Source organism: Streptomyces sp. RLA012, assembly GCF_056270325.1.
Genome location: NZ_JBWDPA010000002.1, coordinates 6,202,801 through 6,227,617, shown reverse-complemented (window position 1 = coordinate 6,227,617; position 24,817 = coordinate 6,202,801). Strand labels below are relative to the sequence as shown.

Below are 24,817 nucleotides of genomic sequence, written 5' to 3'. Positions count from 1 at the left end.
GGGGGTGACTCACTCGGACGTCCGTCCGGACGTCTGTTCACCCGTCTGTTCAGACGCGTCGGCGCGAGGCCTCGTACAGCACGACCCCCGCCGCGACACCGGCGTTCAGCGACTCGGCGCCGCCCGGCATCGGAATCCGCACCCGGAAGTCACAGGTCTCGCCGACCAGCCGGGACAGGCCCTTGCCCTCGCTGCCGACGACGATGACGACGGGACCGCCGAGGGCCTCCAGATCACCGACCTCGACCTCGCCGTCCGCGGCGAGTCCGACCACGACGAGACCGGCCTTCTTGTACGACTCAAGGGCCCGCGTCAGGTTGGCGGCTCGGGCGACGGGCGTACGGGCGGCGGCACCGGCCGACGTCTTCCAGGCACCGGCGGTCATGCCGGCCGCGCGCCGCTCGGGCACGACGACGCCGTGGCCGCCGAAGGCCGAGACGGAACGGACGACGGCACCCAGGTTCCGGGGGTCGGTCACGCCGTCGAGGGCGACGATCAGCGGGTCCCGGCCCTCGTCGTACGCGGCGGCCGCGAGGTCCTCGGGGTGCGCGTACTCGTACGGCGGGACCTGGAGGACGAGACCCTGGTGGTTGAGCCCGTTGGTCATACGGTCGAGCTCGGGGCGCGGGGCCTCCATGAGGTGGATGCCGCCGCGCTCACCGGCGAGCTGGAGCGCCTCGCGCACCCGCTCGTCGTTGTCGATGAACTGCTGCACGTACAGCATCGACGCGGGCACGCCCTCGCGCAGCGCCTCCACGACCGAGTTGCGCCCGACGACCATCTCGGACGTGCCCTTGCCGCCGCGCCCGCGCGGGGCGGGACGGCGTGCGACCTGCTTCGCCTTGGCGCCCGCGATGCGGTTCTTCTTGTGCCCCTTGCGCATTTCGGCGGGCGGGGTGGGGCCCTTGCCTTCCAGGCCCCGGCGTCGCTGGCCGCCACTGCCGACCTGCGCGCCCTTCTTGCCGGACATGCGGCGGTTGTTAGCGGCCATGACCTACCTGTCTGTGTGAGGCGAGCGTACGTACGTGACGTGTCGTATATGCAGTGTGCCGCCCGGAGGCCCGGGCGGCACAATCGATCAAGGCCGAGGAGGCCCCGAGGGGGATCCGCTCAGCGCGGGCCGAGGGTCCAGCGCGGCCCCTGCGGGCCGTCCTCGATGACCAGACCGGACTGGTTGAGCTGGTCGCGGATGGCGTCCGCGGTGGCCCAGTCCTTGCGGGTGCGGGCGGCCTCGCGCTGGTCGAGGACCATCCGGACGAGGGTGTCGACGACGCCGTGCAGGTCCTCGCCGCGGTCGCCCTCACCGGCCCACTGCTCGTCGAGCGGGTCGAGCCCGAGGACGCCGAGCATGGCCCGGACCTCGGCGAGGCGGGCGACGGCGGCTTCCTTGTCGTCGGCGGCGAGGGCGGAGTTCCCCTGCCGCACGGTCGTGTGCACGATGGCGAGCGCCTGCGGGACGCCCAGGTCGTCGTCCATCGCCTCGGCGAAGGCCGGCGGCACCTCGGCGGCGGGCTCGACGACGCCCCCCGCCTTCTCGACGACCCGCTGCACGAAGCCCTCGATGCGCGCGAACGCCGACTCGGCCTCGCGCAGGGCCTCTTCGCTGTACTCGATCATCGAACGGTAGTGCGGGGTACCGAGGTAGTAGCGCAGCACGATCGGACGCCACTGCTTGACCATCTCGGAGACGAGTACGGAGTTGCCCAGGGACTTGGACATCTTCTCGCCGCTCATGGTGACCCAGGCGTTGTGCACCCAGTACTTCGCGAACTCGTCGCCGAAGGCCTTGGCCTGCGCGATCTCGTTCTCGTGGTGCGGGAAGATCAGGTCGATCCCGCCGCCGTGGATGTCGAACGCGGTGCCCAGGTACTTGTGGGCCATCGCGGAGCACTCCAGGTGCCAGCCGGGCCGGCCCCGTCCCCACGGCGTCTCCCAGCTCGGCTCGCCGGGCTTCACGGCCTTCCACATGGCGAAGTCGCGCGGGTCCCGCTTGCCGGTCTCACCGACGCCGGCCGGCTGCTGGAGGTTGTCCAACTCCTGGTTGGACAACTGGAGGTACCCGGGGAAGGACCGCACGTCGAAGTAGACGTTCCCGTCGGCCTCGTAGGCGTGCCCGCGCTCGATGAGCCCGCGCATCATCTCGACCATCTCGGTGATGTGCCCGGTGGCCCGCGGCTCGTAGGTGGGCGGCAGGCAGCCGAGCACGGCGTATCCGTCGTTGAACGCGCGCTCGTTCTCGTACCCGATCGCCCACCAAGGGCGGCCCTGGTCGGCCGACTTGGTGATGATCTTGTCGTCGATGTCGGTCACGTTGCGGATGAACGTGACCTCGTAGCCGCGGTACTCGAACCAGCGGCGCATGATGTCGAAGTTGAGGCCCGAGCGGATGTGTCCGATGTGCGGTGCGGCCTGCACGGTGGCACCACACAGGTAGATCGAGACACAACCCGGCTTGAGCGGGGAGAAGTCACGGATCTGCCGGGCGCTGGTGTCGTACAGGCGAATGGTCACCACTCCAGGGTAGTGGGCCCCGGGGAGTGCCCCGCGACCTTCCCGCGCAAGGGGCACTTATTCGTGACATCTATAGGTGTCCGCCCGGTCTCAGACGCCGCCGACGATCTTCCGGGGGTGAACGCGTACGACGACCCGCTCGGCGTCCTGGACGGACTGCGGGTTGAATTCCACGTACTTCTTGCCGGTGTACTTCAGCGACAGCGCGTCGATGAGTTCCTGGCCGCCCTCGGTCGTCGTCTCGACCGGGCCACGGATCTCGGCGTACTGGTACGGGGAGTCCGGGACCATGACCACGGCGGACACCCTGGGGTCGCGGACGAGGTTCTTGTACTTGCGGCGGTCGACGGTGGTGGAGAAGAGGACGTCGTCCCCGTCGCGCTGCACCCAGACCGGGGAGACCTGGGGGCTGCCGTCGGGCTGGATGGTGGCGACGGTGATGAAGACCGGGGTGTCGAGGAGGACCTTGAGCTTGTCGGGGAGTGCTGCGGAGCGTTCTGCGGACATGGGTTTCCTCTCGTGCGCCACTGCGGCGAAGGGCCGTACGAGGCTCACGGGTACCCGCCGCGGGTCCCCCCGTCACGGCGTGCACCCGATCGGCCCACCATCACCACACCGACCACCATCACCACTCCGACCACCATCGGCCCGCCCGCACCACCGACCCGCCCACACCACCGGCCCCGTACCCAGCGACGCCGTGCCGGCCGGTCGGCGTCAGGACGTTCGGGCCACCAGCGCCGTGGCCACCGCCATCAGTCCCTCTCCCCGGCCGGGGAAGCCGAGGCCGTCCGTGGTGGCGCCGGAGACGGACACCGGGGCCCCGACCGCCTCGGAGAGGATCCGCTGCGCCTCGTCCCGCCGCTTCCCGATCTTCGGGCGGTCCCCGACGACCTGTACGGCGACATTGCCGATGGTGAAGCCCGCCGCGCGGACGATCCGGGCGGCCTCCGTCAGCAGCGTGACCCCGGAGGCGCCGGACCACTCCGGCCGCCCGGTCCCGAAGTGGGCACCCAGGTCACCGAGCCCCGCCGCCGAGAACAGCGCGTTGCACGCGGCGTGCGCGACGACGTCCGCGTCGGAGTGCCCGGCCAGCCCCGGCCCCTGGCCCTCCCACAGCAGCCCGGCGCACCACAGCTCCCGGCCCTCCTCGAAGGCGTGGATGTCGGTACCGATGCCGACCTGCGGCAGCACCACAGGCACGGGCACGGGCACTGGCACGGGCACAGGCACAGGCGCGGGTGCGGGTGCGGGTGCGGGTGCCTCAGAAGCCATCGTTGGCCCTCCTGCGCGCGAGAACCGCCTCCGCGAGGACCAGGTCCAGCGGACGGGTCACCTTGAACGCCTCCTCGTGCCCCGGCACCACCACGACCCGCGCCCCGAGCTGCTCGACCATGCTCGCGTCGTCGGTCACGTCCTCGGTGACGGTCTCGTGGGCGCGTACGAGCGTGGCGCGGTCGAAACCCTGCGGCGTCTGCACGGCACGCAGCCGCGCCCGCTCGGGCGTGGCGACGACGGGCTCGGGCGCGCCCGGCTCGCTCGCCGGTTCGACCTGCTTGACGGTGTCGGCGAGGGGCAGCGCCGGTACGACGGCGGGCGCCCCGTCGCGTACGGCCTCGATGACCGCGTCGACCGTGTCGACGGGCACGAGCGGGCGGGCGGCGTCGTGCACAAGGACGATGTCGATACCGGGGGGCAGCGCGTCGAGCCCGTACTTCACGGACTCCTGACGGCTGTCCCCGCCGGGGACGACGAGGAAGTCGGTCCGCTCGGGCAGCGCGTGCGTGTCGAGCAGGGCCTTCACCTCGGCGGCACCGTCGGGCGGCGCCACGACGACGACCAGCGAGACGGCACGGGACGCGGCCATGGCGCGCACCGCGTGGATGAGCATGGGGGTACCGTTCAGCGCGCGAAGCGCCTTGGGAGCGCCCGGACCGAGGCGTACGCCCCGGCCGGCGGCGGGAATCACGGCCGCCGTACGTGCCCCGGACGGCAAGGGGCGCGAATCGTCAGACATCGGTTCCTGTCAGGTTTGTGTACTCGGGCTGCTTGGGTATGGCCCTGGAGGTGCCCCCTGCTCAAGCGAAGGCGAGAGCTCGGGGAGTGCCGGGCGCGAGCCTCGACCGGACCCTTCCGTGACATCCGGTCGAGCAAGCCGCCCGGGCTCAGCACGCCAAGTATCGGGGACGCACGTGGTATCGGGAACACACGTTCCCGAAGGGGGAACGGGTACGAAAAAGCCGCTGGGTACGAACATGCCGCAGCGCCCGGCGACAGCCATCGCGTCAAGCGAAAGCGTTTACGTCATCGGGCACCGCGGCATTTCATTGCGCAGCCGTGCGGGCATGTGTGGACGTCAGGACGATTGCCGGGTGAGAGCGGCCACCGTCTCGACGACCGCCTGCGTCAGGACGCGAGAACCTCGTCGAGCAGGGCCTCGGCCTTGTCCTCGTTCGTGTTCTCCGCGAGGGCGAGCTCGCTCACCAGGATCTGCCGGGCCTTGGCGAGCATGCGCTTCTCACCGGCGGAGAGTCCACGCTCGCGCTCACGACGCCACAGGTCACGCACGACTTCCGCGACCTTGATGACGTCGCCGGAGGCGAGCTTCTCCAGATTTGCCTTGTAACGACGCGACCAGTTCGTGGGCTCCTCGGCGTACGGCGCGCGCAGCACCTCGAAGACCCGGTCCAGCCCGTCCTGACCGACCACATCACGCACGCCGACGAACTCCGCATTGTCCGCTGGCACACGCACCGTCAGGTCGCCCTGGGCGACCTTCAGCACCAAGTAGGTCTTGTCCACGCCTTTGATCTGGCGAGTTTCGATGGCCTCGATCAGCGCGGCCCCGTGATGGGGATAGACCACGGTGTCGCCAACCTTGAACGTCATGTGACAGGTACCCCTTCCGTGGCTATCCAGGGTAACACGGAAACGGCGTCTTCTGAATGGCGTTTTCGCAGGTCAGGGCATATCTCGGGGCTTGACAACCGCAACAGGAACGTGCTGCGAGGGGCGAGCGGAAGAGGGTATTCGCAGGTCGGAGCGGCTGTCCAGGGCAAGAGAAACGCGTACGTTACACACACCGGACGTTCCTGACCAGGGTCTGAACATCCCGGTTTGTCCCGCTCCAAGGGCTCGACTTCCGCTACTCCGTTCGGTGCGCGGAGTCGGGTACGAGACGAATCCGGAATTGATCACGACCCGCACCGATCTACCGATGATCAATTTTCCCGACCGGCATGGATTCCTTGATTCCTTATCGGAAAAACCCCGGCTGATCTCATGACCGCTTATGTGAATGGCGAACGAACGGAAGCCAAAGTAGCTGATGGGGACCGCCCGAACCACATGAAGGACAGGGCGCACGGACGGCGCAACGGGGCTTGCGGGGGCCAAGGGGCGGGTCGGGTGCGGCAGCGCGGGAACGGCTCGGTAACCTAAGCCCGCTGACAGACCCTTAGGGCGGCTTTGCACAGAAGCCGCTCTGCTTCGCCCACGTTCAAGGAGTTGCCGCCGCCGTGAGCAGCAGCCTTCGACGCGGCACTCTCGCCGCCGCCGTCATCGCGTTCTCGATCGCCTCGCTCGCCGCGTGCGGTGCCGGCAACGACGCCCAGACGCTGGAGGTCAAGCCGGACAACGCGGCGACCACCGTCGGGGACATCAAGATCCAGAACGCCCTCGTCATCACCCAGCCCGACGCGGCGTCCAAGGGCCCGGCGGTGATCTCCGCGACCCTGTTCAACAACGGCATCACCCCCCAGACCCTCGACTCGGTCAAGGTCGGCGGCGACGGCGTCGCCCAGATCACGCCCGCCACGGGCTCGGGCAAGCTCACCATCCCCGCGGGCGGCCAGGTCGTCCTGGGCGGCGAGGGCAACGCCTCCGCCGCCCTGAGCGACCCCGGCACGGCCGTCAAGGACGGCAACGCCCAGCCGGTCACCTTCACCTTCAGCAAGACCGGTGACGTACAGCTGCGCGCGTTCGTCGTCCCGGCCGAGAGCTACTTCTCCAAGTGGGGCCCGAGCAACATCCCGGGGGCGGCCGGCGCGACGGCCTCCGCCGCCGCCTCGGAGTCGCCGAAGTCCTCGGCCTCGCCGTCCGACTCCGTCTCCGGCTCGCCCACCGGCACGGTGTCGTCGAGCGCGACAGCCACGAACACGGACGGCGCGACGGCCTCGACGTCGGCGTCGGCCGGCCACTGATCCAGCACGCACGAAGGGCGGTACCCCGAAGGGTGCCGCCCTTTGCCGTAGGTACGACAGTCGTCAGTACGAGATCGGTTTACGGCTCGAACTTGTAGCCGAGGCCGCGCACCGTCACCAGGTACCGCGGCGCGCCCGGGTCGGGCTCGATCTTCGCCCGGAGACGCTTGACGTGGACGTCCAGCGTCTTGGTGTCACCGACGTAGTCGGCACCCCACACCCGGTCGATGAGCTGCATACGGGTCAGGACGCGGCCCGCGTTGCGCAGCAGCATCTCCAGCAGGTCGAACTCCTTGAGCGGGAGGTCGACCTTGGAGCCGGAGACGGTGACCACGTGGCGGTCGACGTCCATGCGGACGGGTCCGGCCTCCAGGGCGGCCGGGGTGACCTCCTCGGGCTCCCCGCGACGGCGGAGCACGGCACGGATACGGGCGACGAGCTCACGCGACGAGAAAGGCTTCGTCACGTAGTCGTCGGCTCCTATTTCCAGCCCGACGACCTTGTCGATCTCGCTGTCCTTGGCGGTGACCATGATCACCGGAACGTTGGAGCGGACGCGCAGCTGGCGGCAGACCTCCGTGCCGGGCAGCCCCGGCAGCATCAGGTCGAGGAGGACGAGGTCGGCGCCGTTGCGCTCGAACTCGTCGAGTCCGTCGGGCCCGGTGGTCGCGATGGCGACCTCGAAGCCCTCTTTGCGGAGCATGTACGACAGGGCGTCGGAGAAGGACTCCTCGTCCTCGACGACGAGCACACGGGTCACGGAAGGACCTCCGGAGCGGGAAGCGGTTCGTACGGGGATGTGACGGTGGTCGTCCCGTCGGGCTGCCCGGTCTCGTCCTCATCGTCGAGTCCGGGCATGTGGTGGTCGGTCCCGCGGTCGCGGGCCGCAGCCGCCTCCGGCAGCCGCAGGGTGAATGTGGAGCCCTGACCCTCGGAGCTCCACACCGTGACCTCCCCGCCGTGCGAGGCGGCCACGTGTTTGACGATCGCGAGACCCAGACCCGTACCGCCGGTCTGGCGGGAACGGGCCGGGTCGACGCGGTAGAAGCGCTCGAAGACGCGCTCCCGGTCCTTCTCCGAGATGCCGATGCCCTGGTCGGTCACGGCGATCTCGATGAGGTCTCCGCCGGGCGCGGTCACCCGGCGCGCGGCTATACCCACCCGGGTGCGGGCGGGCGAATAGTTGACGCCGTTCTCGACGAGGTTGCCGAGGGCGGCGGCCAGTTGCCCCCGGTTCCCCCAGATGCTCAGGTCGGCGGTGCCGCCCGCGGCCATGGTGATCTGCTTGGTGCCGGCCTGGTGGCGGCACCGGTCGATGGCCTCGGCGACCAGCTCGTCCACGCGGACCGGCTCGGCGTCCTCAAGGGGGTCGTCGTTCTGCACCCTCGACAGGTCGATGAGCTCCTGGACGAGATTGGTGAGCCGGGTGGCCTCTATCTGCATCCGCCCGGCGAAGCGCTCGACGGCCTCCGGGTCGTCCGAGGCGTCCATGACGGCCTCGGAGAGCAGGGAGAGCGCGCCGACCGGGGTCTTGAGCTCGTGGCTGACGTTCGCGACGAAGTCGCGCCGTACGGCCTCGATACGCCGTGCCTCCGTCAGGTCCTCGACGAGGAGCAGCACCAGCCGGGACCCGAGCGGGGCGACCCGCGCGGAGACGGCCAGGGCCTCTCCCCGTCCGGTCCCCCGCCTCGGCAGATCCAGCTCGACCTGGCGTATTTCCCCGTCACGACGGGTGTCGCGGGCCATCAGCATCATCGGCTCGACCGCCAGCTTGCCGCCGCGCACCAGTCCGAGGGCGTACGCGGCGGAGCTGGCCTTGACGACGGCGTCGGCCTCGTCGAGGACGACGGCCGAGGACCGGAGCACGGAGAGAACCGTGTCGACGCCCGGCGGAAGCACCGGGTCCGTGTGCAGCGAGGTGCGGGTGGGGCGTTTCTGGTCGCGCTCGCTCCAGCGGAACGCCAGCATGGCGATGACACCGGTGAGCACTCCGGCGATCGCTGCCGCTGCGGCGACCGCCGCGTTCACGTCCATGCTTCCAGGTTAGGCATGCCGTCATGCCGGGCCACAGCCATCGGAGTGCGACCTCCGACACTCGTCGCCCAGAGTTCACTCAGGAGCCAGGGCTGGTTCATTTGAGGTGCCGGAAACGGACGCGTACTGGCCGGAACGTGGGAGCGTGGGGTTCACGGGGCCCGTCCGGCGACAGTCCGGCGGTCGGAGCAGCCCGCCCCCCGGGCCCCCGATGCTGACGTAAGAGAGGGACAACCAGATGCGTGACGCGTACCACGAGGAACTTGACTCGATCGGCGACGGACTGGTCGAGATGGCCCGGCTCGTCGGATCGGCGATCGGGCGCGCCACGACGGCCATCCTCGACTCCGACCTGAAGCTGGCCGAGAGCGTGATCGCGGGCGACCAGAAGGTCGACGATCTCCAGCACGAGCTGGAGGCCCGCGCGATAGCCCTGCTGGCCCGCCAGCAGCCGGTGGCGACGGACCTCCGTATCGTCGTCACCTCGCTCCGGATGTCCGCCGACCTGGAGCGCTCCGGCGACCTGGCCCAGCACGTGGCGAAGCTGGCCCGGCTGCGCTTCCCCGAGCACGCGGTCCCGCACGACCTGCACGCCACGATCCTGGAGATGGGCCAGCTCGCCCAGCGCCTGATGGCCAAGGCGGCCGAGGTCGTCATCACCAAGGACGTCGACCTCGCCCTCCAGCTGGAGCAGGACGACGACGAGATGGACCTGCTGCACCGCACCCTCTTCTCGCATCTGCTGGACGACCGGTGGAAGCACGGCATAGAGACCGCCGTCGACGTCACCCTGCTCGGCCGGTACTACGAGCGCTTCGCCGACCACGCCGTGTCGGTGGCCAAGCGCGTGGTGTACCTGGTGACGGGTGAGCACGCGGACGAGCTCCAGCCCGACATCCAGCCCGCGACGGGGGTCGAGGGAGTCTGAGGTCGGGGGGGTACGCGGGGGGCCGAACTCGCGCTCCGGGGGCGCGTACAAGCCTCAGTGCGCCGTTGATGCGCCCAGCGGAGCGGGCATGCAATAGGGGAAGGCACCCGCGCCTCGCCTAGACGTATGGGCGTAGGCACCGGCCTCGATGCCTCATTGAGGCCTCATTGAGGAGGACCCCATGGCCGATTCCCCCGCGACGCCCGACCCGACCCTGGACCGCGACACCGAACAGCCCGCCGACATCAAGAGCCTCCCCCTGTTCGGCGCCTGCGGCTGCGGCTCCGGATGCGGGTGCGGATGCCAGTCCGGCAATCCGTGCCAGTGCGGCTGATCACGTACGTCGCTCGTACGTACGTCCGGAAGGGCCCCGTCACCACGACGGGGCCCTTCCTTGTGCGCGACACGAGCACGACACGTGCATGACGGGATGACGGGATGACGGGATGACGGGATGCCCGGATGCCCGGATGCCCGGATGCCGGGGGGCCGGGGGGCCGGGGGGCCGGGGGGCCGGGGGGCATGGGCGCCGCGAGTTTTTGCCAGGTCATGACGGGAGGCGCCGACCTGCGGCAAAGCGCCGCGGGCGTGGGCCGCGGTGTTCGCGAAACGGGGCGAAAGTGCCGATCGGGTGAGGTGGAGAGGTGTCCCGCGACGGCGGCCCTGTCACTGGCGGGCGTTATGGTCCGACTCGCCTGATCACCTTTTCCACAGGAGCTTCATGCGCCTCAAGCAGGTCTCGCTCACGGCGGCGATATCGGTCGTCGCCGGGCTGACCACTGCCACGGTCGGCCTCACCGGCTCCGCAGCCTGGGCCGACAGCACGGCGGCGCTGCCGCTGTCCCACTACTCGCACATGCTGGTCGACACCGCTCACCGGCACATCTTCTTCAGTCAGGGCGCCGGTTCGACCGGCATCGTGGTGACCGACCTGTCCGGCACCCCCGTCACCACCCTCGCGGACGAACCGGGCGCCACCGGTCTGGCGCTCTCCGCCGACGGCGGGACGCTCTACGCGGCCCTGGCCGACGGCGACGCGATCGCCGCCGTCGACACGGCGACACTCACCGAGTCCACCCGCTGGCCGACCGGGACCGGCAGCGCGCCCGTCTCCGTCGCCGTGGCGGGCGGCAGGGTCTGGTACGGATACACCGCGGACGGCAAGGGCGCCATCGGGTCGGTGGATCCGTCCGCCGCGGACCCCGCGGCGACACCTCAGCCCTCGATGTCGCACTGGTCGGTCGCCCCGCTGCTCGCGACGGGCGGCGGTGTGCTCGCGGCCGAGGAGCCGCAGCAGAGCCTCAGCCACGTGGCCACCTTCGACGTCTCCTCCGGAACGGCCTCGTCCGGAACGGCCTCGTCCGGACCGGCCTCGGTGAAGGCCGACACCCTGGTGTACGGCGGCACGGCGACCGGGCTCCAGGTCACCGGCGACGGCGCGCGAGTGCTGCTCGCCGCCCCGCAGCAGGCCGCACTGCAGGCCTACCGCACCTCGGACCTCGCCCCCGCCAGTCCCTCCGTGTACTACACCGGCGGCGGGAACCCCGGCCCGAACTCCCTCGCCACCGACACCGACGGCACGATCGCCGTCGGCGGCAACTCGGGTTCGACCCCCGGTCTCTACCTCTACGCCGGCTCCACCCTCGCCGAGAACCACGTCACCTTCCCGGCCGGGACCGTGGCCCCGGACGGCCTGGAGTGGGGAGCGGACGGCCTGACGCTCTACGCCGTCACGCAGTCCCCCTCGGGGACCTACACCCTCGGCGTACTGAGCGACCCCAAGCTCACCGACACCCAACTCGCCCTGAACGCCCCGCAGTACGCGATCCCCACCCAGCAGTACACCTTCACCGGATCGCTGGGCACCAACGGCCTCCTCCCGGTCGGCGCGACGCTCCAGGTCACCCGCGACGGCACGGCACTGCCCGACGCCACGGTCGGCAAGGACGGTTCGTTCGCCATCAGCGACACCCGGCAGGACGCGGGCGCGTACACCTACCGGGTGACGTACGCGGGCGACGCGACGCACCGGGCCGCGACGGCTTCGCTGACGGTGCACGTGGCGAGGCTGTCGACCACCATCGCGTTCCCGGAGCTCAGTTCGACGACACCGCGTTCGGTGGTCTTCACCGGCTCGCTCATGACCGCGCTGAATCTCGGCGGCCTCCCCCAGGGCACCACCGTCCAGGTGTCCAGGACGAACGAGGACACCCAGGAGACGGTCCCGCTCCCGTCGGTCACGGTCGACCCGGCCACCACCGAGTTCACCGTCACCGACGCTCCGGGCAGCGCCGGAAGGTTCACCTACCACCTGTCGTACGCGGGTGACGCCACGCACGAGCCGACGGCCTCCGACGCATCCGTGCAGGTCTCCCCGTACGCCCCCGCCCTGACGCTGAAGGCGCCCACCACCGCCACGCGTGGCGCCGCGCTGTCGTTCGGCGGCACGCTGGGCGACGCGCCGTACAACAGCGGCGAGACGGTGACCGTGTCCCGCACGGACGCCGCCCACACGACGACGCCCGTCACATGGACCGCGCCCGTGGGGACCGACGGCACGATCACCGTCAAGGACACGCCGTCCGTCGGCGGTGCCAACACCTACACGGTCAGCTATCCGGGCGACGCCTCCCACCAGGCGGCCACCACGTCCGCGATCGTCCAGGTGTCCCGTACCGCGACGACCCCGTCCATCACCACCAACGCGTCCTCCTACACATACGGCGCGACCGCCACCGTCACCGCCCACCTGGGCACGACGTACAACAGCCGTACGGTCTCGGTCTACGCCCAGCCCGCCGGCGGCAGGAAGACGCTGCTCAAGACGGGCACCGTGGACAGCAAGGGCAACCTGTCGGCCACGTACAAACTCGCCGCCAACACGACGTTCACGGCGTCCTTCGCGGGCGACTACCGCTACGCCCCGGCCACGGCCGGCCGCACCGCCTACGCCCAGGCGAAGGTCACCCAGACGCTGGGCGGGTCCTACACGACCACCACGTACGGGGGCACCCTCTACCGCGTCTACCACCACACCGTGAAGCCGCGGGTGACCGCCACCGTGGCGCCGAACAAGTCCGGCCAGTGCGAGCGGTTCCAGGCCCAGGAGTACTACAACCGCGCCTGGCACACGCTCACCACCTCGAACTGCGTGTCCCTCGCCGCGAACAGCACCGCGGTGACGCAACTGAGCCTGACCGACGCGATCAACCAGAAGTTCCGCGTGCGCTCCGAGTACGTCCACGGCACGAAGGACAACACCAACCTGAGCACGTGGAGCGGCTGGCTGTACCTGACGGTCAGGACCTGAGCCGCCTAGTGGGTCGGGCCGGCACCCTGGCACGAGGCCGGATGACCTGCTCATGGATTCGAAGCCGGGTCGGCCGCCTCGGTTGTCGTGTCGTCGTCGCCGTGGTGGGCCGGGCCAAGTACCTCGTCGGCGCTGCGCGGTTCTGTGCGCGGCTGCCGGTTGAGCTTGTGGCGCGCGATGGAGGATCGCCGGTAGACCTCCTTGCGGGTCCGCATGATGTTGCCCAGGGGTGCGTGCTCGGCGGTGACCCGCCAGGGCGTGAAGGACAGTGAGTCCATCTTCTCCAGGTTTTCCGGGCCGGAGATGTCCTGCTGCGGCAGCCGCAGCTTGGCCACGGTGAAGGACGGCGAGAGCTGCTCGGGCCACTCCACGGTGGTGTCCTCCACCGGCATCCGCTCCAGGTCGGTGCAGAGCTGCACCTGGATGTCGAAGGCGTAGGGCCGCTCCTGCAGTTCGGCCTGCAGGGCCGGTCGGAAGACCTCTGCCCCCGAGGACGGGTCGATGTCGCGCCGGACCACCGCGGCGGCGAAGAGCGGGTCGGGGGTGATGCGCACCTTGGCGATGTAGTCCCCGTGCCGCACCGCCCCCATCGTCCAGTAGCTCGACAGCAGCAGGTTTGCCGGAGGGGTCTTTGACAGGCGCAGGAAGGCCAGGAACTCGTCCCACGCCCAGTCGTCCTGGTCCAGCGTTCCCTTTCCGGTCACGAAATCGGTGAAGAAACGACGCGCACCGGGTCGGCCCTGCGAGAAGTAGGCCGGCGCGTTCAGGAACAACTCCTGGATGAAGAGGTAGTGCTCGACCGTGTTGCAGAAGAAGATCGGTCCGTTGATGTTGGCGTAGTCGAACGTGCCTGTGTCCGGTTCGTCTTCCAGCAGGGTCGGGCCGGGGATGTCGAAGATCTTCAGCGCCAGTCCGGTGGCGGCGCCCAGTCGCGCGTCGGCTCCGGCGTGAGGCGAGCCGTTGGAAAAACGGATGAGTGCGTCGTGGGTTCCCGGAGTCGCGTAGATGCCTTGCGCGTACTCCGGGGGAAGCCCGTCCAGGATCTCCACTTCCCCCCGGACCAGCCCGTAGCCCTTGGCATGGGCGTCGCGGAGGGCCTGCCCGGTGCCACCGGCCTCGACCGACTCGGCGATGTAGCTCTCGGTCTTTTCGATCACCGTCTGCAGGTTCTGGTCGAAGTGCGGGTCGTCGTCTTCGACGTCCGGTGTGTAGGGGACGAACCGTGCTGCCATGACGTCGACCTCTCCTCGGAGACCGGGGTGGGGGCCTCAGCGGGCAGGAAGGGCAGGGGAAGGGCAGGAACTGCCCTCAGTCCTCCAGTTCGGCGAGCCAGCGCAGGGCGCGCAAACCAGGCAGGAAGCAGTACTCGCCACCACGGGTGACCACGAAGCTGGGCAGGTTCTGCAGGCGGCGCCGGACCGGCCTCTCCGGGATGGTGGCGCTGCCGGTTCCGTCGTGGTGCCCGGCCACCGGGTCCTTCTCGCCGGGGTAGCCGATGAAGTTGCCGTCGTTGACCCACTCGGCCTTGATAAATTCGAACTGCCGTTCAAGGTGGGCTCCGATGAATACTCCGACCAGGCCCCGGTCGGCGCCGTCGTCGTCCAGCACGCCCTCGGGCAGCGGCGGGCCGTAGGTGGTGCCGCGGCGGATGAGGCGGTGCATCCGTGCGTCGCCGATGATGGTGGCGTCGCGGGGATTGGTGCGCCGGATGTGCGCACCGGCGGGGCACCGGAAACCTCGGTCGTCGTTCTCCCGGTACAGGAAGTTGTTGACGCGGTGCGGATCGGCCGCCAGCTCCGGATCGTCGTGCTCCGGCGCCAGCGTCAGCGGCGCCCCGCTCGGCCAGCGCCCGACCATCTTCGCCGCCAGAAGTGTCTCCTCCTCGGCGCTGGAGGTGTTCGCGCGCAGATACCGGCGCCAGGCCGCCACGTTGGTATGGACCTTGCGAACGGCCACGTAGGTCCCGTTGCGCCCCAGCACGTCGGGGCTCGGCATGGGCGGCAGACTGCCGGTTTCGTCGGGGTAGCCGAGGATGAACTCGCCGGCCTTGATGGGGGCTTCCTGCGGGTTGGAGCCGGGCAGCCCGATGCCCTCGATGTGGGGATGGCTGATGCCGTCGCGGAATCCGAAGGTGGTACGCCCGGTCGGGAGCTGGTGGACCTCCTGCTGCCAGATCACCTGGACACCGGGCGTGTCCTCGTAGGCGACACGGGCCCGCTCCAACTCCCTGTCCAGCTGCGCCGCATCGGAGGAGAGGGCGCTCAACGCGATATGGACATCGCCCGTTCCGAACGGTGCCTCCCAGTGCGCCGGGGCGCTCTCGCCCACGTCGCCGATCAGCTCCGCCCGAGCGGCCATGCCCTCACGGAACGCCCGCGGAAAACTGTCCAGCGACTCCTGGGGCACCCCCAGGGCCCTCAGCCCCTGACAGGTGAACGCCACCGCCACCCAGGCATCCTGGCTCCGGTCCACGCCGGGCAGACCACCCGAGGTCACCGGGAGCAGCCGTCGCAGCAGGGCGCGCCCGGCGTGGCGGTCGTCGACGCGCAGGAAGACGAACTTTCCCTCGTACGGCACGGGCCGTGGACGCAGTGCCCCGCTTTGGACGTCGTCGATCTCGACGCGTACGCCGGCCGCGCTGCTGCTGTCCGCTGTGGTCATGGTCGCTTGTGCCTCCACGTCGGTCTCTGCCTGGACAGCCCCGCGATGGCCGACTCGCACCGGCCGACTTGGTCCACCGATGGTGGGTGGGCTCCGAGGTTTGGCTGTGTCCGGGTTCTAGGCCGAGGCTTCCTCCAGCAGCTTCTGGAAGGCCGGCGTGGCCAGCAACTCCGCGTTGGCCGGGCTGTCCAGCGCCGCCCGGAACTGGGGGGTGTCCAGCACCTCCTGGAACGCGTCGTCCACGCGGTGGTCCTTGTAGATCTGCTGAACGGTCAGGTCGGGATAGGCGCTGACGAAGACCCCTGCGGGCTCCTGGTGGGCGACGAACCAGTCCTTCACCCCTGGATCGGTGACGCCGGGGAACCCTTCGCTGTGCGAGAAGATCTTGTCGAAGCGGGCCCCGACCACCGTCTGGGCGAAGTCGTCGATGTAGGTGTCCCAGGAGCCGTCGAAAACGCTGGCGAACATGAACCGGGTGTCGTTGTCGAAGATCACGTGCCGTGCGTCATGCAGGGTGCCGATCTGGCGCACCGCCGCATGGACCCTCTCGTCATCCGCCGCGTCGGCGAGCGTGGCGAGATCCTTGCGCAGCGCATCCGCATGGCCCGGCTTGATCTTGGTGAAGACGGTGAACTCGTTGCAGACCCCATCCGACCTGCCCGGGCGCTCGGGGTGAGCCGATTGGGTTGCGCCTGTCGTCGCAGTCATCGTGACGTCCTCCTGCCGCGGTCGGTGCGAGGGTCGCCAAGCGCTCGGGCATGAGGCGCCATCGCCCTCGCCTCCAATCCTGACCGCACACTCACCGCCTCGCACCCCCGGCCATGGCTACGGTCCGTGCCCGATGGACCGTAGGGGCGTGCCTCGTCCGTCAGGGTGGCGAAGGGTTCCGAAGGGTTCCGAGAAAGACAGCCGCCTCGGGTGCCGGGTTGCCGTCCAGTTCCGGGAGGCAGCAACGAAGGTAACCAGCGGGCCAAGGCCAAGGGTTCCGGATCTGTCCTCAGGAGCTCCCGAGGACAGATCCGGAAAGGCGCAGGAAGATGGAACGGCGGACGTGCCGAGTACGTCGTCGTCACGTTCTCGGGCGGCCGCTTCCGCGTGGCCGTGAAGGCAGAGGCGCAGTCGACCGCGCGACAACCCGTAACCCGTCGCTCCGCCCAGGCACCGTCTCCGCCACACCATGAGCGGGTTCGAACGACGAGGCGCTCAGCCATCTGATCAGTCATCTGATCAGTCATCTGATCAGTCATCTGAAACGTCTGGGAAAGGTGCCGGACCGGTACTGACCGCCGAGGAGTTCGCCGTTCAGAACGGCCGCTTGCGGAGAGGCCGCGACCCGGGGCCCAGGGTCTGCGGACGGACCCTGGACACGTCCACGTCCACGACAGCGACAGCGACAGCGACAGCGACAGCGACAGGCCAAGGCTGCCCGCGCAGGCCGTCGGGGCACCCACCAAGCGTTGTTCAACCGGATCGCCGTTGCTCAACCGGATCGCCGCCCTGATCCCCTTCTGGAGGCAACCATGGGCAAAGTTCTCGGTGACGTGCTGGGTTTTGCGGCCGGCGTCGCGATCAGCCCGCTCCCGATCATCGCCATCATCCTCATACTCGCCACGCCTCGGGGACGTCTCAACGGACTGTTGTTCACCGTCGGCTGGATTCTGGGACTGGCGGCACTGGGCGCGGTGATGCTGGCGATCGCTTCCCCCGCAGATGCCTCCGCCCACAATCACCCGGCGACCTGGGTGGGAGCCCTCAAGCTCGCTCTGGGCGTGCTCCTCGTGCTCTTCGGCGCCCGGCAATGGCACCGGCGCCCAAAGGACCCCTCACAAGCCCAGCTGCCGAAGTGGATGGGCGCGATCGACCGCCTCACACCGGTCAAGGTCTTCGGACTCGGTCTGGCCCTGGCCGCGCTCAACGCCAAGAACGCCCCGTTGACCATCGCCGCGGCCGCCTCCATCGGCTCATCCGGACTGCCGGTCGGGCAGCAGATCGCATCGCTGGCAATCTTCGTCCTGATCGCCACCCTCGGCCTGCTGGCCCCACTGGGAGTCTTCCTGGTCGGAGGAGAGAGAGCGAAAACCACGCTCGGCAGTTGGAAAGACTGGGCAGCCCAGCACAATGTCGCTGTGATGGCCGTCCTGTTCTTCGTTCTCGGGGTGAAACTGCTGGGAGACGGCATCTCCATCCTCACTTCCTGACAGGCTCCCCCACCCGTCGCGGCGCGGTCCGATCACCGACGCGCAACAGGGAAGGTCGGCGGAGCGGCTTGGGGCGGAAGTGCACACCAAATGCCAGCGCGGGTCAGTACCGTCCCAGACATGAAGATCGTGATCTGGTCCTTCCTTTCCCTGTTCCTCACTGTCTGCGCCATCGGCGTTCCACAGGCCTCTCCGGTAGCTCGGAGGCGCAAGACCAGGACTGACAGGCCGAGTATTTGAGCGTCGGGCATTCTCTACTTACGACAGCTCACCGGCATCGCCGCCTCCTGGGCGAAACAGCCTTGCCCAGAGACCTGGTGGCCTCGACCAAGCCACTTGGCAGCACTATCTGGGGATGCGTCATCCCCACCAAAGGACTACATTTAAGGTGAGTACTCCGGCGAGTCGCCCAGCGATTAGTCAGGGAGGACTTATGAAATACGCCAGTGTTGTCCTCGCTGCGATTGCCGCCTTGCTTCCGATCTTCTCCAGAGTCTTTCGAGAGATCGTGGCGTCGTCGTTCCGCCACCCAAAGAGGTCCTCCATCCTCGTGAAGGCTGACGGAAATATGACGAGGGTCGATTTCCCCGAAGAGGCGACCATTGAACAGATTCACGACGACATTGGGCGGCTCATAATACCTCGCGAGGAATCGAAAAATGCGCCCGGGGGAGCGAATTTCGAGAAGGATGAGGACGAATGAGTCAGCCTCAACCCTCCCCGCAAGAGGACAGTTCGGCATCAAAGGACAGTTCGGCATCAGCGGCACTCGTGTCTCCGAACTTCAAGATGATCTTCATTACGGTCGTCGGACTGACGGTCCTTCTCTTCATTGCGGGCTGGTCCACTGCGTTGATTGTCGAGAAGCCGGACGAAGATTTGAAGAAGTTCATGGAAACGTGCAATACGCTGACGACCGGCGGGTTTGGGGCGATCTTCGGCCTGTTCGGGGGGAAAATTCCCTGATCCGCCTGGGAGGTTCAGATAAGGCGCGATCAGCATCCGGTCACACCGACAACGACCGAGGCACGCGAGCACTCTTGACGCTGAACCCACCGTCACCTCTACCACTAGAGGCCGTCGCCTCTACCACTAGAGGCGAGACCCTCTAGCGGTAGAGGTTCCGCTAGCCCTGTACTTCGCGGGTCGTTGAATCGGTTGGAGTAGAGGGTTCGGTCGTGTCCGGGTCGGGGCTGTGGGCGTTAGCCGGGTGTGTCGATGACTTCCCGGTCTCCGCGGCCTCGGTCCCAGCGTCAGCGTCTTGAGTGTGTGGTGACGTCTGTGGTGGAGAAGCGTCTGGGCGCTCTGCCTGTCGCTGCCGAGTTTCTGCGCCGGCTGGACGTGGCGGGGATCGTCGACGGTTTGTGCCCGTCCGCGCCGAGCGCGCACCTGACGCACGGGCAGGTCATCGAGGCGCTGGTCGCGAACCGGCTGACCTCGCCGATGCCCCTGTTCCGGGTCGGTGACTGGGCCCGGACCTGGGCGGTGGAGGAAGTGCTGGGGATCGAGGCGGGCCTGCTCAACGACGACCGCCTCGCGCGGGCACTGGACGCGATCGCCCCGAAACTGGAGCAGATCGCGGGCACGGCCGGCGCGCGGGCGATCACCGAGTTCGGCATCGACGTGTCCCGGTTGCACTGGGACATGACGTCGATGTCCGTCCACGGGACCTACCCCCTGGAGGACCAGGACGACGCGTTCCCGGTGATCAAGCACGGGCATCCCAAGGACCGCAGGGTGGACCTGAAGCAGGTCCAGGCCGGGCTCGCGGTCACCGGTGACGGCGGCATCCCGGTCCACGCCCGGGTCTTCGGCGGCGGCGCGGCCGAGGTGTCCCAGGTCGTCGGGGCGATGAAGGACCTGCAGAAGCTGGCCGGCGAGCAGGAGTTCCTGCTGGTCGCCGATTCCAAGCTCGTCTCCTACCCGAACGTCGCCGCACTGCTGGAAGCCGGGACGGCGTTCATCGCCCCGGTCCCGGCAGCCCAGGTCAAGGACGGCTTCTACGCCGCCTTGGACCTGGAGGCCGCCACCGTCGTGGATTGGGTGCCCGGCCGCGACGCGGACAAGGACCCCGCCCAGCGCGAGGTCTACCGGGTACTGGAAGACGTCCACACCCTGAACGGCCCGCGCAAGCGCGACCCGGTCCTGGAAGTTCGCCGAATCCTGGTCCACTCCACCGGCAACGCCGCAGGCCAGCAGGCCGCCCGCACCAAACGCCTCACCCGCGCCACCGAGGACCTGGACAAGGTCCGGCGCGGAGCCGGCGGCAGGTACTACAACACCGCCGAGAAGATCGCCGCCCGTGTCGGGGTGATCGCCAGGACCCGCCGGGTCGTCTCCTGCCTGCGCACCGAGATCAGCGAGGACGACCACGGCAGGCCCACCCTGGCCTGGCACTTCGACCAGGACGTCCTGCGGACCGAAGCCGCCGCCGACGGATGGTACGCCCTGCTGACGGCGCTGACTGCCGAGCAGGCATCCCCGAGCCGGGTCCTGATCCAGTACAAGGGCCAGGGATCGGTCGAGCGCCGCTACGCGGACTTCAAGGGCCCCCTGGCGGTCACCCCGCTGTTCGTGCAGCACAACCACCGCGTCGCCGCCCTGATCCAGGTCATCTGCCTGGCCCTGCTGGTCTTCAGCCTGATCGAACGCCAGGTCAGACAAGCCCTGGGCCCCGAGCAGACCATGGTCGGCCTCTACCCGGACAACCGCCGAGTGCGGCCAACCGGCCGGATGATCCTCTACCACCTCGGCGAACTCACCCTGCGGATCGGAAACGTCACCGACCCACCCACCGTCCAGATCACCCGCGGCGTCCAACTCCACCTCCTGGACCTCCTCGGCATCGAAGTCACCCAAACCCACTGGCCAATGACCTGAAACGGTGACCCGCGAAGTACGGGGCTAGCGGTCCGTACCATGCCTGACCATGGCGGGGTCGCCAACGTTAGCGACCCTGATAGCGACCAAAACCGCCAGTAGTGATCAGCGCGGCTCGGAAACGAGGTGCCCTGAGCGTGTCTGCGGCCCTCGGCGGGGTGGCCGTGGGTGATTGGGTGGCGGTCGCGAACAGCATGCGCCGCCCGGCGAGGCAGGCGCGGATTCCCAGCGCGACGGCGAGGTGGGTCTTGCCGGCGCCCGATGGTCCGAGCAGGATCACGTTCTCGCGGGCGTGCAGGAAGTCGAGCTGTCCGAGGTGCTCGACGGATCCATCCACATGACCTGCCAGCCGTGGCCGTCGAGGTCGAAGAAGCTGCGTGAGTACATGAAGCCGTGGTCCTCGGGGCCATCCGCCTCGGTGCCGCCCGCGGCGAGCGCAGCCTCAGCGACCGTGTCAACCTCATCGCGGGCTGACACGCTGAAGCAGTAGAGCGCCAGCGTGTGCGTGCTGGGATCGGCCATCGGCAGCTTCGCGAACTGCGCGAACGTCTTGTGGCTGAGCAGCATGACGGAGGCTTGCTCGCCGACCAGCATGCAGGCGGCGGTCTCGTCGGTGAACATCGGGTTGTAGCTGAACCCGAGCCGCGCGAAGAACGCCTTGCTGCGCTCGATGTCCGCCACGGGGATGTTCACGAACAGCATGCGACCGGCGTGTGCGGGATGGGTCATGGTGGGTCTCCAGTCCGAGGTTCGATGGTGTACGCCGGGGTAGACCGGCCCAGCCTGCGAAACTCATCGGTGGATTTCGGAACTCGCATCGAGCGACAGGCCGAAGCCGGGGGGGAACAGCTGTCAAGGCCGGTTGAAAAGGGAGCGGCCTACGGCCGCGCGACCCTTGGCGCTTCCACTGCCCCCGAGGCTGAGCACCGAACGCGTCCCGCACGACGTTTCAGGAGTTCGCGGAGAAGTGGCTCGCGAGCAGGCGTCATCCCGAAGGCCAAGAGCCGCGGAACACGCCGCCGCTCGCGAGCACGGCATGCACGCGCTCAGGCACTTCTACGCGTCCGTGCTCCTGGACGCCGGGGAGAGCATCAAGGCCCTCGCCGAGTACCTCGGGCACTCGGACCCGGGCCTGACTCTGAAGGTGTACGCGCACCTCATGCCGAGCAGCCGGGACCGGGCCCGGAAGGCTCTCGGGCAGACTCTCCGGCCGCAAGATCACACGGACTGAGGTTCCAGAGAGGTCCCAGAGAGGTTCCACGGCATGAAAATGCCCCTGAGTCGCGCCGTATGCGCAGCTCAGGGGCATGATCACGCAACCTACTTCTTCTTGCCCTGGTTCTTGACCGCCTCGATCGCCGCCGCGGCCGCGTCCGGGTCGAGGTAGGTGCCGCCGGGGGTGACGGGCTTGAAGTCGGCGTCCAGTTCGTAGGACAGGGGGATGCCGGTGGGGATGTTCAGGCCCGCGATGTCGGCGTCGGAGATGCCGTCGAGGTGCTTGACGAGGGCGCGCAGCGAGTTGCCGTGGGCCGCGACCAGGACCGTACGGCCGGTGAGGAGGTCGGGGACGATGGCGTCGTACCAGTACGGGAGCATGCGGACGACGACGTCCTTCAGGCACTCCGTGCGGGGGCGGAGCTCCGGCGGGATCGACGCGTAGCGCGGGTCGTTCGCCTGGGAGAACTCGCTGTCGTCGTCGAGGGGCGGCGGCGGGGTGTCGTAGGAGCGGCGCCAGAGCATGAACTGCTCCTCGCCGAACTCGGCGAGGGTCTGGGCCTTGTCCTTGCCCTGGAGCGCGCCGTAGTGCCGCTCGTTCAGGCGCCAGGAGCGGTGGACGGGGATCCAGTGGCGGTCCGCGGCCTCCAGCGCGAGCTGGGCGGTGCGGATCGCGCGCTTCTGGAGGGAGGTGTGCACGACGTCGGGGAGCAGGCCGGCGTCCTTCAGCAGCTCACCGCCGCGGACTGCCTCTTTCTCGCCCTTCTCGTTGAGATTGACGTCCACCCAACCGGTGAACAGGTTCTTCGCGTTCCATTCGCTCTCGCCGTGGCGGAGGAGGATCAGCTTGTACGGTGCGTCGGCCATACGTCCGAGCGTAATGGAAGCCTTCGTCCCCTCGTGCACCTGCCCGCAAGCCGGACAGTTGACGGCATCTGTTAATTGAGTGGCCACCGGAGACTCGCCGATCGTAAGTTGTGCTTGCCGCCTGAGCCGCTTACATCCGTTCCATAGGCTCCATGGACTCCAACCGTTCCATGCGCCCTATGCGTTCCATGCGTTCCATGCGTTCCATGCGTTCCATCCGTGGGGGATCCTCGATGCCACTCGCCGTCCTGCGACGCGCCGCCCGAGAGACCGTCTCGGGGCTTCCCCGCGAGTTCTGGTGGCTGTGGACCAGCACCCTGGTCAACCGACTTGGTGCTTTTGTCGCTACTTTCATGGCTTTGTACCTGACGCTCGACCGCGGCTACTCCGCCTCGTACGCCGGTCTGGTGGCGTCCTTGCACGGCCTCGGCGGTGTCGTCTCCTCGCTCGGCGCGGGTGTGATGGCCGACCGGCTCGGGCGGCGGCCCACGCTGCTCGTCGCGCAGGTGTCGACCGCCGCCTCCGTGGCGCTGCTCGGCTTTGTGCACGACCCGGTGGGCATCGCCGCGGTCGCCTTCCTGGTCGGGATGGCCAGTAACGCCTCGCGGCCCGCCGTCCAGGCGATGATGGCCGACATCGTGCGGCCCGAGGACCGCGTCCGGGCGTTCTCCCTCAACTACTGGGCGGTCAACCTCGGCTTCGCGGTCTCCTCCATGGCCGCCGGATTCATCGCCGAGTTCAGCTACCTCGCGGGCTTCCTCATCGAGGCCGGCATGACCCTCCTCTGCGCGCTCGTCGTCTTCGCCAGGCTTCCGGAGTCCCGGCCGGTGCAGAGCGCCAAGGAGGCCGGGGCCGACGTCGGCCTCGGGACCGTGCTGCGCGACCGGCGCTTCATGAGCGTCGTGGGGCTGTCCTTCCTCGTCGCCCTGGTCTTCCAGCAGGGATTCGTGGGGCTCCCGGTCGCGATGGGCGAGGCGGGCTTCACCCCGGCCGACTACGGCATGGCGATCGCGGTCAACGGTGTCCTCATCGTCGCGCTGCAGATCCCGGTCACCCGTTTCATCCAGCACCGGGATCCGCGCCGGCTGCTCGTGATCTCCTCGCTCCTCGCGGGGTACGGCTTCGGGCTCACCGCCTTCGCCGGGTCGGTCGGTGTCTTCGCCCTCACCGTGTGCGTGTGGACCCTGGCCGAGATCGTCAACGCGCCCACCCAGACGGGCCTGGTCGTCCTGCTCTCCCCCACCCATGGCCGGGGCCGCTACCAGGGCATGTACACCCTGTCCTGGGCACTCGCCTCGCTGATCGCCCCCCTGATGTCCGGCGTGGTCATCGACCGGTTCGGGGCCGAGTGGCTGTGGGGGCTGTGCGCGGTGGTGGGTACGGTGGCCGGGCTCGGGTACGGGCTGCTGATGCGGCGGCTGTCGGCGGAGGCACCGACGGTGGAGGCGAGTCCGGCGGTGGAGGAGAGCCCGGCGGTGGCGAAGCCCGAGGTCAACGCCGTGTGAGGAGCGGGAACGCGGCGGCGGCGGTGGCGGTGGCGGTGGTTCAGGGGTGCATCCGCGCCCCCTTCAGCACCTTGTCCACCGCGTTCCGCGGCCCGTGCACCGCGAGCCCCACCAGGTCCAGCTCTCCGGTCGGCACGGCCCGTACCGCCGCGCGGTTGTCGCGGTCGTTGCCGGTGGTGAACAGGTCGGAGGTGAAGACGGCGCGGGGCAGGGCGCGGGACAGGGTCCGGGCGTGGGCCGCCGTCAGGGTCTCCTTCGTGCCCTCGAAGACGAGGACCGGCTGCCGGAACATCGGGAGATACGGCACCCCGTCCGCGTCCTCGTACGGCTCCCCGATCACCTCACCGACCTGCGATCCCAGCCCGCTGACCAGGAACGCGGTGACATTCAGCCGCTGCCACGGCTCCAGGTCCGCACGCAGCAGGACGGCGATCTTCGTGTCGAAACGGATGGGTTCGGTGTCGTGGTCGTTCATGCGGCCAGACTGCCGACCGTCGTACGCCGCC

The 24,817-nt window shown here is 68.9% G+C and carries 23 protein-coding genes and 2 pseudogenes; 10 read left to right on the top strand and 15 right to left on the bottom strand.

Translation table 11 applies throughout. The features are described 5' to 3' along the window. Nucleotides 1–49 precede the first annotated feature (49 nt). From rlmB to RV986_RS28520, 6 genes are all read right to left on the bottom strand, one after another. The gene (gene rlmB / locus RV986_RS28545; RefSeq protein WP_475920114.1) at nt 50–991 is read right to left on the bottom strand and encodes a 23S rRNA (guanosine(2251)-2'-O)-methyltransferase RlmB; all 942 of its coding nucleotides are present in this window, start codon (nt 989–991) and stop codon (nt 50–52) included. 119 nt (nt 992–1,110) lie between these two features. Continuing rightward, entirely contained in the window at nt 1,111–2,511 is a 1,401-nt protein-coding gene (gene cysS, locus RV986_RS28540; protein ID WP_475920113.1) for a cysteine--tRNA ligase, read from the bottom strand. Between the two features lie 90 nt (nt 2,512–2,601). Continuing rightward, a complete protein-coding gene (locus RV986_RS28535; RefSeq protein WP_475920112.1) occupies nt 2,602–3,018 on the bottom strand; it encodes a PPOX class F420-dependent oxidoreductase in 417 nt (138 codons plus the stop codon). 210 nt (nt 3,019–3,228) lie between these two features. Further along, nucleotides 3,229–3,786, bottom strand: a complete 558-nt coding sequence (gene ispF, locus RV986_RS28530) for a 2-C-methyl-D-erythritol 2,4-cyclodiphosphate synthase (RefSeq protein ID WP_475920111.1) — start codon at nt 3,784–3,786, stop codon at nt 3,229–3,231. Further along, nucleotides 3,776–4,528: a 2-C-methyl-D-erythritol 4-phosphate cytidylyltransferase gene (ispD, locus tag RV986_RS28525; protein WP_475920110.1), complete on the bottom strand. Its 753-nt coding sequence runs from the start codon at nt 4,526–4,528 to the stop codon at nt 3,776–3,778. Before ispD ends, ispF begins: the two co-directional genes overlap by 11 nt. 389 nt (nt 4,529–4,917) lie before the next feature. Then, entirely contained in the window at nt 4,918–5,400 is a 483-nt protein-coding gene (locus tag RV986_RS28520; RefSeq protein ID WP_003953493.1) for a CarD family transcriptional regulator, read from the bottom strand. Nucleotides 5,401–6,029: 629 nt separating this feature from the next. Here RV986_RS28520 and RV986_RS28515 point away from each other — a divergent pair. Next, nucleotides 6,030–6,713, top strand: a complete 684-nt coding sequence (locus RV986_RS28515; RefSeq protein WP_475920109.1) for a copper chaperone PCu(A)C domain-containing protein — start codon at nt 6,030–6,032, stop codon at nt 6,711–6,713. A gap of 79 nt (nt 6,714–6,792) precedes the next feature. On the opposite strand, the gene phoP is transcribed toward RV986_RS28515, so the two are convergent. Together phoP and phoR are read right to left on the bottom strand one after the other, a co-directional pair. Then, on the bottom strand, nt 6,793–7,464 hold the full coding sequence (gene phoP, locus RV986_RS28510; protein WP_475924465.1) for a two-component system response regulator PhoP: 672 nt from the start codon (nt 7,462–7,464) through the stop codon (nt 6,793–6,795). A gap of 5 nt (nt 7,465–7,469) precedes the next feature. Next, the gene (phoR, locus tag RV986_RS28505; protein ID WP_475920108.1) at nt 7,470–8,747 is read right to left on the bottom strand and encodes a two-component system sensor histidine kinase PhoR; all 1,278 of its coding nucleotides are present in this window, start codon (nt 8,745–8,747) and stop codon (nt 7,470–7,472) included. A gap of 238 nt (nt 8,748–8,985) precedes the next feature. Here phoR and phoU point away from each other — a divergent pair, with 238 nt between their 5' ends. The 3 genes from phoU to RV986_RS28490 all read left to right on the top strand — a co-directional run bounded on the left by phoU (nt 8,986) and on the right by RV986_RS28490 (nt 12,985). Beyond that, on the top strand, nt 8,986–9,675 hold the full coding sequence (gene phoU, locus RV986_RS28500) for a phosphate signaling complex protein PhoU (RefSeq protein ID WP_475920107.1): 690 nt from the start codon (nt 8,986–8,988) through the stop codon (nt 9,673–9,675). 181 nt (nt 9,676–9,856) lie between these two features. Further along, entirely contained in the window at nt 9,857–10,009 is a 153-nt protein-coding gene (locus RV986_RS28495; protein ID WP_266433233.1) for a hypothetical protein, read from the top strand. A 387-nt stretch (nt 10,010–10,396) separates the two neighbouring features. Beyond that, on the top strand, nt 10,397–12,985 hold the full coding sequence (locus RV986_RS28490; protein ID WP_475920106.1) for a hypothetical protein: 2,589 nt from the start codon (nt 10,397–10,399) through the stop codon (nt 12,983–12,985). 50 nt (nt 12,986–13,035) lie between these two features. Here the strand turns inward: RV986_RS28490 and RV986_RS28485 are convergent, their stop codons facing one another. The 3 genes from RV986_RS28485 to RV986_RS28475 all read right to left on the bottom strand — a co-directional run bounded on the left by RV986_RS28485 (nt 13,036) and on the right by RV986_RS28475 (nt 16,354). Then, nucleotides 13,036–14,217: a catalase family protein gene (locus tag RV986_RS28485; RefSeq protein WP_475920105.1), complete on the bottom strand. Its 1,182-nt coding sequence runs from the start codon at nt 14,215–14,217 to the stop codon at nt 13,036–13,038. A 76-nt stretch (nt 14,218–14,293) separates the two neighbouring features. Next, nucleotides 14,294–15,646, bottom strand: coding sequence for a Dyp-type peroxidase (locus RV986_RS28480; protein ID WP_475920104.1), 1,353 nt, complete (start codon nt 15,644–15,646; stop codon nt 14,294–14,296). Between the two features lie 117 nt (nt 15,647–15,763). Next, entirely contained in the window at nt 15,764–16,354 is a 591-nt protein-coding gene (locus RV986_RS28475) for a hypothetical protein (RefSeq protein ID WP_475920103.1), read from the bottom strand. A 749-nt stretch (nt 16,355–17,103) separates the two neighbouring features. Between RV986_RS28475 and RV986_RS28470 the strand changes: the two genes are divergently transcribed. The 4 genes from RV986_RS28470 to RV986_RS28455 all read left to right on the top strand — a co-directional run bounded on the left by RV986_RS28470 (nt 17,104) and on the right by RV986_RS28455 (nt 20,724). Continuing rightward, entirely contained in the window at nt 17,104–17,844 is a 741-nt protein-coding gene (locus tag RV986_RS28470; protein WP_475920102.1) for a GAP family protein, read from the top strand. Nucleotides 17,845–18,277: 433 nt separating this feature from the next. Further along, the gene (locus RV986_RS28465; protein WP_475920101.1) at nt 18,278–18,547 is read left to right on the top strand and encodes a hypothetical protein; all 270 of its coding nucleotides are present in this window, start codon (nt 18,278–18,280) and stop codon (nt 18,545–18,547) included. Continuing rightward, nucleotides 18,544–18,810, top strand: coding sequence for a hypothetical protein (locus RV986_RS28460; RefSeq protein ID WP_475920100.1), 267 nt, complete (start codon nt 18,544–18,546; stop codon nt 18,808–18,810). Before RV986_RS28465 ends, RV986_RS28460 begins: the two co-directional genes overlap by 4 nt. 315 nt (nt 18,811–19,125) lie before the next feature. Then, nucleotides 19,126–20,724: an IS1634 family transposase gene (locus tag RV986_RS28455; protein ID WP_475917020.1), complete on the top strand. Its 1,599-nt coding sequence runs from the start codon at nt 19,126–19,128 to the stop codon at nt 20,722–20,724. Nucleotides 20,725–20,902: 178 nt separating this feature from the next. Here RV986_RS28455 and RV986_RS28450 read toward each other — a convergent pair. After that, nucleotides 20,903–21,040 (bottom strand): annotated as a pseudogene (locus tag RV986_RS28450) (ATP-binding protein); the annotation flags it as partial. Continuing rightward, nucleotides 21,001–21,453 (bottom strand): VOC family protein, encoded by a 453-nt coding sequence (locus RV986_RS28445; protein WP_475920099.1) that lies wholly within the window; start codon nt 21,451–21,453, stop codon nt 21,001–21,003. The pseudogene RV986_RS28450 and the gene RV986_RS28445, both read right to left, overlap by 40 nt. Before the next feature lie 249 nt (nt 21,454–21,702). Here RV986_RS28445 and RV986_RS28440 point away from each other — a divergent pair. Then, a pseudogene (locus tag RV986_RS28440) lies at nt 21,703–21,955 on the top strand (tyrosine-type recombinase/integrase); the annotation flags it as partial. Nucleotides 21,956–22,044: 89 nt separating this feature from the next. Here RV986_RS28440 and RV986_RS28435 read toward each other — a convergent pair. After that, on the bottom strand, nt 22,045–22,806 hold the full coding sequence (locus RV986_RS28435) for a phosphoglyceromutase (protein ID WP_475920098.1): 762 nt from the start codon (nt 22,804–22,806) through the stop codon (nt 22,045–22,047). A gap of 233 nt (nt 22,807–23,039) precedes the next feature. Between RV986_RS28435 and RV986_RS28430 the strand changes: the two genes are divergently transcribed. After that, nucleotides 23,040–24,311, top strand: a complete 1,272-nt coding sequence (locus RV986_RS28430; protein WP_475924464.1) for an MDR family MFS transporter — start codon at nt 23,040–23,042, stop codon at nt 24,309–24,311. A gap of 40 nt (nt 24,312–24,351) precedes the next feature. Here RV986_RS28430 and RV986_RS28425 read toward each other — a convergent pair whose 3' ends face one another. Continuing rightward, nucleotides 24,352–24,786 carry a DUF2000 family protein gene (locus RV986_RS28425; RefSeq protein WP_475920097.1) on the bottom strand — a complete coding sequence of 145 codons (435 nt, stop codon included), beginning with the start codon at nt 24,784–24,786 and terminating at the stop codon, nt 24,352–24,354. Nucleotides 24,787–24,817 lie beyond the last annotated feature (31 nt).